Here is a 12,212-nt window from a genome sequence, read left to right as displayed (position 1 = left end):
AGCTACATGGCGGGCACAGTTGCGGGTGTCCGCCATTGCTTTGGAATTTTCACTCGTTGCGGTGTTTGATTGATCACCATCGGTTGCTGATACACCTGCAAGGCGATGTCCTGACTAGCGGAAAGCAAAACGCTATCTGGCGACACTTGTACGGTAATATTAGCTCGCCGATAAGTGATTTTGAAAGAATACTGGTGCCATTGCTTCGGGATACTTGGTGCTAAAGTCAACGTCGGCCCATCACTGCGCAAACCGCCAAAACCATAAACAATGTTCAGCCACGCGGCAGCAATGGAGGTGGTATGCAGTCCATCCCGGGTATTGCGATTGTAGTTGTCCAAGTCCATGCGCGTCGCAAATTGGAAGAACTTGTACGCATCGTCAAATTTGTGCAGCTCTTCAGCCAAAATAGAATGCACCGATGGAGACAGGGATGATTCATGAATCGTGCGCGGTTCGTAATATTCATAATTAAGCCGCTTAGACCGCTCGGTAAATTGATGATTGTATAGGAACTGTAACATCAAAACGTCCGGCTGCTTGATCATGTCATTGCGGAACAGCCGGTCATAAGACCAGTGATCGTACAACGGAAAATCACTTACTGGGATCTGATCTATATCCACATGGGGTAAATCATAGAAACCGGCCTGTTGTTCGATCATCCCGTTGTTATCGCCTAGGAAAACCATATGGTCGCTGGCTTTTTGCCATGCCGTCAACTCGTCCGCAGACACGCCTGTCTTCTGGACAACCTGTTCTGCTAAAGCAGGGACATTCTCCCGCATTCCTGACAATAACTGTATCGTGTACCGGAACGTTTCACGCGCCATATAATTGGTATATGCGTTATGATTTGCCATCACCTGGAACTCATCCGGTCCCATCACGCCATAGAAACTGAATTGATGCGTGACTTGACTCCAATCGCCGCGAGAATAAAGAAAGCGAGAAATTTCGACCAGCATTTCGATGCCGTGGGTATACAAGAAATCATGATCATCCGTCAGATGACCATAATGCCAAATGGCATAAGCCACGGCGGTGCTGGGTTGCAGCTGGGTGTTGGCATGCTGCCACATGGCGGTGGATTCATGACCATTGATGGTGGAAATTGGATAACTGGCCCCGCGGCAATCCACCATTTCAGCCCGTTCCTTTGCCTGCGGCAGCGTACGGTAACGGAATTCCAATAGATTCTTAGCCGCTTGGATGTCATTGAACAGATAGAAAGGCAGACACATGGTCTCTGTATCCCAAAACGCCAATCCGCCATATGCCTCACCGGTCAATCCCTTGGCCCCAATATTGTTGGCCGGATCTTCACCATGATAAGTCTGGGCCATTTCAAACATACAGTAGCGAATTCCTTGTTGATTCTGGGGATCGCCGTCAATCTCAATGTCATGGGCAGCCCAAAACGCTTGCCAAAACTGTTTTTGTTTGGCTAACGCCGCATCCCAACCCATCGCTACCTGGGCAGCGTGAGCCGTTTCATTTTGTGACCACAGTTGGGCATCAGCGACTGCTGGATCCCGCTCAACCGTGTTGGTTACAAGCTTGGTTAACGCCAATGTTTGGCCCGCTTCGCAGGTGACATTGTATTGGGTACCAACAAACCGGTTGCGGTCAATGATTGGCTTGCCGTCTTCGACTGGCAAACCAAGAATTGTGGCGCGCGAACAGATCCGTTTATTCGTGTGAATCGTTTGCCCCAATCCAGCAAAGCTGTTGCCTTGGTTTTCCTGCTTGGTCATCCGCCAGAATGACTTCTCTGAATTACCGTGCCGGGTATCAAAATCCAGCCCGCTCGTGATGTTGATCTCACCTGCAAAGTTCAATGGGGTTAAAGTGATCCGCTGGTAACATGACGCCGCTTCGGTCATAGACACAAAGCGAGAAAACGTACATTGCAGTTCTTTACCCGTGCGGGTGCGCCATACAAATTGACGTTCTAATACACCGTTGCGAAAATCAAGCACCCGGGAGAACCGATCCACATCACTGGTAGCCAAATCCAGTTGTTCATCGTCCACCTTAATTCGGGTAAACAGCCAATCTGTCGCGTTCACCATGAAATGGCCTTGGCGGGAGATGCCCGCATAAATAATGGAATGGTCTTCCGGATTATTTTCGTAAACCCCGTTGAAGTAACTGCCTAACAAGTGGTCTCCGCTGTATCCTTCCTCAAAATAACCACGGACGCCAGAATACTCATTAGCAATCGAAAAAATCGATTCCGCTACGCGCGCATGGTTCGGGTCAAATCCTTCTTCCTGCACCTGCCAGGGGTCCACTGTAAAATACTGATCGGCAATTTTCGCCATTAGTCGTCCACTCCTATCTTTTCATCATCTGCAATGCTCACTACCGCGCCGGCTGCAGTGACGTTCACTCGGTACCAGTGACCTTGGTAGTACGTTCGAAAGGCCATTTTCTGCCACTGACTGGGCAAGTGCGGGGTGGCAACCAACTGATCATTTTCAACGTGCAGACCAGCAAAGCCTTCCACCGCCAAACGCCACGTACCACCACTGGCTGCTGGATGAGTGCCGCCGATATAAATCGTACCGGCCCACTGCTTGCTTTCCCCAGTGAGATCAATTGCTGCTGTCTTCTGGAAGAAATCATATGCTGGCGCCGTCATACCCAACTGCGCCGCAATCAGCCCATACATGCTGTAACTCAATGACGATCCATGTTCCGTCCGCGGTTCATAATACTGCCAATTAGCGCGCACAATATCTGACGAAAAATCATTTGGAAAAACGGCCAGCATCATGACGACATCGGCTTGCTTAATGACTTGTGTTTGACTGGCCACACCGTAAGCGCCACCCCAATATTCCTTAGGCTTGAGCAATCTGCTTCGAACCGTATCAATCGAGTCATCAGCTAACGCTAAATAACCATCAAACTGCGAAATCACACCAGCTGCATTAGGTGTTTGTAATCGAATCCGAGCTGCAGTCTCTGTAAACAACGGGAGCAAATCCGTCAACTGCCACTGTTGGGCTATCTTCGCCAAATACTCCGCATTGTTTTCTCGCAAATACGCAATAGCAGCCAACGCCGCTTCAATCGTTGCTAATGCCACGCGATTCGTGAAGGCGTTGTTACTTACCCGTTCGTGATACTCATCGGGGCCAATGACATCCGTGAACGCAACTTCAGACCGATCCAACCGCGCCGTCGCATAGGATACATAGAAGCGGGCACATTCAACAATGACCTCTGCGCCGCCCTGGGACAGAATCGCCGGGTCCTGTAACCACTGGAAGGCCTGCCAAATTGCTAACGCCACATCTCCCGAAATATGGATCTGCTTGTCCTTGAAATAGGTGCGCATTGGCCGATTGGTAAAGACATCGGTGACATTGTAATCGGAAGTGGCGTCATAACCATCTTCTTGGCTTTCCCAGGCATAAAATGCACCGGTATAGCCATATTCCACCGCTTTTTTCTTCGCTCCAATCAAACCCTTGAGCCGATACGCCACTAGGTCACGTACTACCGCTGGCTGGGTGGCGAGAAAGAATGGCGTCATGAACAACTCGGTATCCCAAAACACGGCGCCCTTATACGTTTGACCGGATAAACCGCGTGCCGGAATGGACAACTGGCTGCCGGCCAACGGGGCAATCATCATCAATGCCAGGATATTGTAGCGCAGCGCCACTTGGTCCTGCTGGGGGCCTTCAATTTGAATGTCGCTTGTGTGCCACAATGCTGCCAGCTTTTGACAATGACGGTTATACTCTTGGCCAATTGTCTCCGGTGTATAGCTGGCTAACGTGTCTGCCAATGCCGCAATGGGGGCATCAGTTTCTCGTCCTGTAGTGACGGCCGCCGCGATCAGTAAGCACAGCGGTCGTTCAGGGGTTACCGTTACAGCGATTGTTTGGCCCACTTGATCCGGCCTGTCGATATCGTTACATTCTCCCTGGTTGACCAGTATCCGGCTTAACGTAGTCACCGCCAGCTGACTTTCTCCAGTCTGGCCGCCGTAACCAAATACGGAATCCTCTCGCCATGATTGGCAATCAACTAGATGCGGTCCATTGATATCCCAAATTTGTTTGTCAATTCCGGCAGTAACTGAAATCACGGTTGCCTGTTTAACTTGAACGATATACTCCAAAAACATGAATTGTGGCTGGGCCATATCCAAAAAACGGTTCGCCGTGATGGTCACTAATGTGTTACCAGTCGAGAATGTTGTTCGCCGATGATGGACCGCCGCCGCCATATCCAAAACTTGTTCATGGTCACTAATTGGATGCTGCAATGGATCGAGCACCTGTCCGGCGACTCGAGTAACAACATGAAATGGGTTAGGTGCATTCACTGGTTCACGCCAAGCCGTACCGCGCTGATCGTAAACGCCGCTCAGGTTAACTGCCGCTAACTCAGCTGCGCCATTTTCTTCCAACGTGCCGCGATAACCCATATAGCCATTAGCTGTTAGAAATTTATTGCCATTTTTGATTACTGCCTCCGGTTGAAAGCCATGTTCTTCAATCCGCCAGTCCTTTAGCGGCGTTGGCCAAAATAATTGTCCCGTCAGGTTATCGAACGTCATTGTAGCGGAACCTCCGTTCGTGTTTCTAGTTGATTAAACACATGTCGAAAGATCAAGGCTGTGCCAAATGCATAAGCACCAAAGCCAATGAAAGTCAGCCAATAAATGGCCGTGACAAAACCGGGAACTCCCGCCATCAAGAAAATCAAAGGTAAGACCAAGAGAATGCTGGCCAATATAACCCACGGGAATTTTTGAATACTGATCAGCAAAGCATTCTTCCAAATATGCCGGAACGAGTCGTTATATCGCGCCGCATAGGGAATTACCGTGGTACAAAGCAGCACTGCCCCAACAGAGAGGATAAACAGCAGTACAACCACAAGAAGCCGCACAACAATTGGCAGGTGATTAACGAATAACCAATCGACTACCAGCAATCCACCAATCGCCAGTATCTGGATGCCCAAGAACAAGCCGCTTATACTGTTGGTCTTGAATAGCGTCCAGTAATCTCGCCATACTTTCACCGCTTGCTTGTCCAGCATCTTGCGGCTGAGTTCCACGCCGGTGATCAATGTTGTTCCCAAAGTGATGATGGGCAACGCGCTGATCAGCATTAGCAAATTGAGCAGCAGATAATTGGTGATCAGTTCCAATTTCTGCATGAATGGACTGCCATACTTGAACAGATCAGACATGGGTTTCTCCTCCTCATCAACAAAAGGGAGCAGCCATTGCTTGCCGCTCCCCGTCTGTCTTGCACAATGACTATTTATTCAGCTGTTTCTCGTAACGGTTATAGGCAGTCACCTGAGTCTTGACGAAATCCTTCAGACCCATTTGGTTCAACTTGCTTACATAATCATCCCAAGAGCTATCAACGCCGCCCTTAGTGACCCACTTAGAGGATTGTTGCGTCACATAAGTGCTGATATCCGTATATTGCTGAGACATCTTCTGCAACTCTTCCGGGGTGTAAGTGACGTTCGGAAATGCCGGCTTGGCATACTTCCGGTATTCCTTGTCCAAAGCTAACTTGGTGTAGTCGCCGTTAGACTTCGGCAGAACCACGTCTTTGTCGAAACTGGTCGGCGAGTATTTCGGGCCAAAATCCCGGAAGGAATTCGTCCAAGCGAAGATGTCGCTGGATTGACCCTTAGGTGGTGTCAGTACTTGAATCTTGCCATCAGACAGTTTCTTTGTCCCAATACCGAATGAGCCGTAATACGTCTGAATACTGGCATCGTCGGTGTAGAACTTATCTGCCCACTGCATCAGCTTCTTGACGTTCTTGGCATTCTTTGTCACCAAGAACTCATTGCGTGCGTAGTTCAGATGATCTGGATCAGAGTTAATGTATCGGTTGCCATCTGGTCCTTTCAATGGCGGCAAAGCAACATATTGATCCGCATTGGCACCAAATACAGCATCCGCTGTCCAACCTGGGGCAACCCCGACAATCGCTGTTTTGGCCTGTACTTTAGCCTGTGCCTGGGAAGTGTCCTCCGTGAAGATTTGCGGATCGATCAACCCTTTCTTGTAGGCATCGGCCATCGCGGTCAATCCTTTTTTATATTGTAGTGAAGTGGGCTGGAAGACTGGTTTGCCGTCCTGCATCACCATGTTTTGAGCAGCCGCGTTCGGCGAAAAAATACCAAAGGGCTGAATGAAGTTCAAAATGGAATCATCGTTACCAGCACCATAAGGAATTTCATCCTTCTTACCATTGCCATTGGGGTCCTTATCTTTGAAAGCTTGTAAAACTTGGATGAATTCATCGTAAGTGTCCGGCATCTTCAAGCCGAGTTTGTCCAACCAAGTCTTGTTGATGAACAGCTGGTTGGCAATTAACGGCCGCATCGGTGTTTTCTTGGGTAAGGAGTAAATATGCCCATCCGGGGAGGTAACCATCGCCTTCAACTTAGGATCTTGCTTGAAGGCCTTCTGTAAATTCGGCATGTCCTTGATATACTTTTCCAAAGGGATGAAACTGTCTTGGTTCTTGGCGATTTCGGCATCCGATAAGGCAATTGATCCCCAGAATGCGTCAGGTAAATCGCCGCCGGACATCACAACAGACTTTTTGTCTCCCCAATCTGAGTTGACGTATACATCCCACTTGACCTTGATTCCGGCTTGCTTTTCGCTCTTAGCGACAAACCCTTTCAAGAACGCTTTGCCCCAATCCGACCAGCGCACCGTTGCGATCCGGAAGGACGTGTTCTTACTGTCATCGGCATTTGACGAACTGCTGCCGGTGCCGCAACCGGCCAGCAGCACAGCAGACGCCAGCATGACTGTCCCCAACTGAAACATTTTCTTCTTGCCAAACATTGTTTTTCCTCCTCAATTGGTTAACCTTTGACTGAACCAAGCATGACACCTTGGTTGAAATACTTCTGTAAAAATGGATACAACGCCATAATCGGCAGGGTCGAAATCACGATTGATGCATACTTCATCATATCGGCCAGTTGTTGCAGCTCCGCCGCCAATTGGCCTGTCGTGTTCCCTGCCAATTGCTGATTAGTAATCAAGATTCGGCGCAAAATCAACTGCAATGGTTGCAGGTTCTGATCCTGCAAGTAAATCAACGCATTGAACCATTGATTCCAGATACCGACGGCCGTCCATAACCCCACCACCGCCAGTACGGCTTTGGATAACGGAATGACGATCTGAAAGAAATATCGGAATGTACCCGAACCGTCAACTTGAGCCGCTTCCCATAAACTGGCCGGAATCGTTTGTTTGAAGAACGTCCGCGCAACGATAATGTTGTATGGCGATACCGCGAAGGGAATGATCATCACCCAGAATGAGTTGAGCAGCCCAACCCCTTTAACAGTCAAATAAACTGGTACCAGGCCGCCGCTGATAAACATGGGAATCACGTAGGCCAGATTGATCCATTTCCGACCCAGCAAATCATCTCGGGACAGTGCATAGCCCGCAGGAATATTAACCAATAAAGCGAACAGCGTGCCAATTCCTGTATAAAGAATGGTATTGAGATAGCTGCGCCAAATGATCGGCTGGTTGAACAGCGCTTCGTACCCTTTCAACGACCAATGCTTAGGCCAGAACCACACCTGACCAGTTGCCACATCGGAAGGATTGCTGAACGAAGCGATGATAATGAACCAAAGCGGATAGATGATAGCTAAAATCAAGAGAATGGCAAACCCGTAATTGACGATGTCAAAGGCTCTGTCTTTACCTGATCGGGCAATGTGCGTCACATGCTGCGTGCGCCGCTTTGGCTTTTGCTTGGTAAGCTCCAATTCTGCTTCCTCCTCTCTCTAGAACAACCCAGTATCGGTCGTTTTCTTCGAAATCCAGTTCACACCCAGCAGCAAGATGATATTGATCACGGTGTTGAACAATCCAATAGCAGTCGATAAACTGTATTGGAAATTCTGCAACCCAATCTTATAGACGTAAGTGGATATGATCTCGCTCCCCGCTAAATTCAAAGGGTTCTGCAGCAATAACACCTTTTCAAAGCCAACATTGAGCAGATTACCGACACTCATAATGAGCAGAATCATGATGGTCGGCATGAGCATGGGTAAATCAATGTTACGGATTTTTTCCCATGTTGTCGCCCCATCCATCGTGGCTGCTTCGTAGTAAGTCGGATCAATTCCTGAGAGCGCTGCGATATAAATGATGCTGTTCCAGCCAAGGTTCTGCCACACATCACTCCATACATAGACATGGGCAAAGGCCCCACTGTCTGACATCAGGTCCGGTAATTTAGCCCCAAACAAGTGGAACAGGTTAGCTACTAAGCCCGTCTGCGGTGATAAGAAAATCAGAACCATCCCGCACATCACCATCGTCGAAATGAAGTGAGGTAAATACGAAATCACCTGAAACGTCTTCTTGAAGCCTTCCCGCCGCATTTGATTACCCATAATGGCGAGGGCCACCGGTAAAGGCGTATTCACGACCAGACTGTACACACTGATGTACAGCGTGTTACGCAGCGTGATGCCAAACTGGTACGAGTTGAAATACTGAATAAAGTTCTGAAAACCAACAAATGGGCTGCGAAAGACCCCTAACGCTGGTGAATAGTTTTGAAACGCCATCACAAGTCCATATAAGGGGACATAGGCAAACACCAGTAATAGAATGGCAGATGGTAATAGCAGCACGTAAAGCGGTAAACTCTTGCGCAGCATCGTCTTGCGATGCTTCTTTTTCATTGCTTTACGTAGTGCCCCATCGGTTTGAACTGCCTGCATTGCCATAATTGACCTCCCTTCGATCCTTTTACAGTGTAGTCGAAGCGCTTACAGTCAATCTATAACAGTCCCGAAATTTTTTTGACCTTTTCCGTGATATACCCTATTCTGAGGAATGAAGATTTGTATTCGCTTTCAGATAAATGTCGTAAAACGACAAACGATTATCTGAATTGTGTCATTGGGGGAGCTTAGCATCATGAAAAAGCATGGGGACTACTCGGTATTTCGTTACGTACGCGTCATTATGGTCATTCTCGGGGTGTTGGGGATGTTGAACATCGGCTTAATTCTATTCACCATCTCCGCTTCCCAGACAGAACAGACTGCCCGGTTGCGCCAGACAACGGCAGCGTATATGCAGCAAACCAGCCATACGGTCCGGGCTGTTGATCACTTTATGACGTACACCATCGTCAACGATGATGACCTCACCTTGTTAACGACTATTCCAAAAAATGAGCAGTCCTATGATGCCATTAAGCCGCTGGAACATATCCGTTCCCGGGTCTTTGATTTCCAGTATTCCAGTGGTAACGCCTATCAATTTTTCATCTACTCGCCCAGCAACGATTTCTTCGCGAACATTTCTCCACTGGAGATGTCCTATGACCGATACTTGGCCATGCAAAGTCACGTCCGCCGAGAAAAGTCTGATGCCTCTTGGCAGCAAGTCACGTTACTCGGAAAAATCTACCTGCTGCATCGCTTAACCTACGAAGGGGCCGTGTTGTATTGCGTAATCGCGCCAGAATCGCTCACGGCACCATTGCGCCAGAGTACATTACGTTCCGGCGATGGTGCCTACCTGAGTCTGAACGGACTGCCGTTAACCAAATCCCCTAACACGCGCAAAGCCGCAACCGCCCGCCAATTAAACTTTAACGGCGAGGATTACAACCTGCCATTTTCACTCCACATCACAGTTCGCCAATTCAATCTGCCAGAGCAATTGACAGTGATCCAAATCGTCATCGTTCTGCTGTCTACTGTGATTGGCATTCTTGCCTTCGTTGGTGTTGTGTATCTGTGGCGCAACTTTGCCATTCCGTTACGCTCGTTTTCTTCAGCATTGTCGGTCATCACAGAGGACAATGCCGACGAAAAAATCAAAAACTACCGGATCAGTGAAATCGATGCGGTTAACGAACAGATTCGGTCGCTGCTTTCTCAAACCAAGAAGTTGAAGTTGTCACTGTACGAACAGGAAATTGCGCAAAAGCAGTCGCAAATCCAATTGATGCGCATCCAGTTACGACCGCATTTTTATCTCAATATTCTCTCGACAATCGACAGCATGATTCAAATCAGTGAAACCAAGAACGCCCATGCCTTGATCATGGCCACGACCAAATACCTGCGCTACCTGCTGCGGACTAATGCGGATTTAGTTCCATTGGCGGAAGAACTGCAATTAGTGACGGAATATGTCCAAATCCAGCAAATTCGTTACGGTCATGACGTACTGGCCCTCTCTGTGACTGTACCGCCGACACTGCATCTTTACTGCGTACCGCAACTCATCGTTCAGGTCTTCGTTGAGAACGCTGTTAAGTATGGCGTGACTTTTGACCAGCAAACCCAAGTTGGTGTGGCCGGCAACCTCGTCACGCATCATGCACAAAATTATCTGCATCTGCGGGTCAGCAATACTGGCCCATGGTTCCCTGATACGCTGCTAACTCAGCTCAACGAGGGCCATCCGCCATTACCCTCTCAGGGCCAGCATATTGGCATCGCTAATGTATTCAGCCGATTACGGATGTTGTATGGTACTGACTTCGCGCTGCACTTTACAAACTTGGATACTGGCGGGATCGCTATTGATATTGAAATACCCGCCCACACCGGAAAAACACCAAAGGAGTTGGCTCATGATGCAAGTACTGCTCGTAGATGATGACCGGTACATCGTTTCGGCCTTGGAACAACAAATTGACTGGCAGCCATTGGGCTTTACAAAGGTCTGGACTGCTTATAACATGGTCCAATCACAGAAGATTCTTGCTGAAGAGGCCATCGATTTGGTGGTCTCCGATATCGAAATGCCCCAGGGCAGCGGCCTCGAATTACTGGCTTGGATGCGCAAGCAGAAGTTCTATCAGCCGCTTTTCGTCTTTTTAACCAATTATGCAGACTTCAACTATGCGCAAAAAGCCCTGGAATACCAAAGCTTTGATTATGTTTTGAAGCCCGTTGATCCCGATGAGTTTACGTTAACAGTGAAAAAGGCTGTGAAAAGAATTCAGGAAGATGCTGCCCGCAGAACCGCCGGCAGTACTCAGCCCAGTACCATTTGGCGGCAGTATGTAACAGGCCGTATTGACTCAGCTGACCAAGCCAAGCTGCCGCAGCACACTTTGAACATTGTTTCGTGGTGTCATGCCGACCACGCCACTGATTTGACCCATGTACAGGAAGTGATCTGGCGGCTGTATCATGACCATTTCACCTTTGCTGCGTTTCAATTGGTATCATTCTTTCATATTCAGGATCGCAACTATGGCCTGATTTTCAGCACTCCTAGTCGTTCAGAGAATACTGGCAGTGCACAGCAAGCGGTCCAACAATTTCAACAAAAACTCAAGGAATTGGGTATTTCAGTTTCTCTATTGACGAGCCCACCGGTACCATTTACGAAACTACCGCAAACTTATTCAGAAATTCACGACATGGCTGAAAAAAGGGCGATTCACCGGGGAACATTGATGTCTCTAGCTGATTACCAGCCGCAAGCAGACACCTATGTTGCTCCGGACTACAACCAAATTCGAACATTATTAACAGCCCATAACACCGATGCGGTGATTGCCTACTTCCGGGATTATCTTCGCCGGACTGATGCTGCTGGCCACCTGACCCGCGACAATCTCGCCCGACTGCGCGAAGATTTTATCCAATTGATGTACGTCGCACTTCAGGAACAACAGATTTCTGCCCATGAACTGTTCAAGAATGACACGTTTGCCCAGCTGCAGAAACGTTCTCTCAATAGTATTGAATCCTTGCTGGAATTCATCACTTATCTGGTCAAAACAGCCGTCACCCACATGACATTTATTGACCGGCACGACAATGTCGCATTGCAACTCAAAAATTACATTGACCAGCATCTGGGTGATGATCTGTCCCGGGAAGTTTTGGCCGATCTCGTCTTTTTGAACCCGGATTATACCGGTCGGCTATTCAAAGAGGAATACGGGCTTTCACTTACCAGTTATATCATCCACCAGCGCGTCCAACAGGCGGAATACTTGCTGATTCACACCAATCTGTCAATCCAAAAAGTTGCGGAAACGGTGGGGTATACTAATTTCTCTTACTTCACAAAAATGTTTAAACGAGTAACCGATATGCCGCCCATGCAATACCGGCAATCCCACCAAAAGACTTCCTCATAACCAAAAAGACCAAAAGCAGCGTTCCCGCCGCCA

The 12,212-nt window shown here is 48.4% G+C and carries 8 protein-coding genes; 2 read left to right on the top strand and 6 right to left on the bottom strand.

Annotation, left to right across the window (positions count from 1 at the left end; all coding sequences use genetic code 11):
• Positions 1–2 precede the first annotated feature (2 nt).
• The 6 genes from H627_RS16840 to H627_RS0103665 all read right to left on the bottom strand — a co-directional run bounded on the left by H627_RS16840 (position 3) and on the right by H627_RS0103665 (position 8,739).
• Positions 3–2,327, bottom strand: a complete 2,325-nt coding sequence (locus tag H627_RS16840) for a glycoside hydrolase family 65 protein (protein ID WP_035439906.1) — start codon at positions 2,325–2,327, stop codon at positions 3–5.
• Positions 2,327–4,582: a glycosyl hydrolase family 65 domain-containing protein gene (locus H627_RS16835; RefSeq protein ID WP_051225138.1), complete on the bottom strand. Its 2,256-nt coding sequence runs from the start codon at positions 4,580–4,582 to the stop codon at positions 2,327–2,329. The genes H627_RS16840 and H627_RS16835 overlap by 1 nt, the downstream gene beginning before the upstream one ends.
• A complete protein-coding gene (locus tag H627_RS0103680) occupies positions 4,579–5,223 on the bottom strand; it encodes a DUF624 domain-containing protein (protein WP_027827846.1) in 645 nt (214 codons plus the stop codon). The genes H627_RS16835 and H627_RS0103680 overlap by 4 nt, the downstream gene beginning before the upstream one ends.
• A 70-nt stretch (positions 5,224–5,293) precedes the next feature.
• The gene (locus H627_RS0103675) at positions 5,294–6,859 is read right to left on the bottom strand and encodes a type 2 periplasmic-binding domain-containing protein (RefSeq protein WP_027827845.1); all 1,566 of its coding nucleotides are present in this window, start codon (positions 6,857–6,859) and stop codon (positions 5,294–5,296) included.
• A gap of 20 nt (positions 6,860–6,879) precedes the next feature.
• Positions 6,880–7,767, bottom strand: a complete 888-nt coding sequence (locus H627_RS0103670; RefSeq protein ID WP_035439917.1) for a carbohydrate ABC transporter permease — start codon at positions 7,765–7,767, stop codon at positions 6,880–6,882.
• A 60-nt stretch (positions 7,768–7,827) separates the two neighbouring features.
• Entirely contained in the window at positions 7,828–8,739 is a 912-nt protein-coding gene (locus H627_RS0103665; RefSeq protein WP_027827843.1) for an ABC transporter permease, read from the bottom strand.
• Between the two features lie 238 nt (positions 8,740–8,977).
• Here H627_RS0103665 and H627_RS0103660 point away from each other — a divergent pair, with 238 nt between their 5' ends.
• Together H627_RS0103660 and H627_RS0103655 are read left to right on the top strand one after the other, a co-directional pair.
• Positions 8,978–10,678 (top strand): sensor histidine kinase, encoded by a 1,701-nt coding sequence (locus H627_RS0103660; protein ID WP_027827842.1) that lies wholly within the window; start codon positions 8,978–8,980, stop codon positions 10,676–10,678.
• Entirely contained in the window at positions 10,653–12,179 is a 1,527-nt protein-coding gene (locus H627_RS0103655; protein ID WP_162143221.1) for a response regulator, read from the top strand. Before H627_RS0103660 ends, H627_RS0103655 begins: the two co-directional genes overlap by 26 nt.
• Positions 12,180–12,212: the final 33 nt, after the last annotated feature.

Source organism: Schleiferilactobacillus harbinensis DSM 16991, from assembly GCF_000425885.1.
GTDB classification, from domain to species: Bacteria; Bacillota; Bacilli; order Lactobacillales; family Lactobacillaceae; genus Schleiferilactobacillus; species Schleiferilactobacillus harbinensis.
Note: the sequence above shows the minus strand (reverse complement) of the source record. Positions and strands in the feature narration are given on the sequence as shown.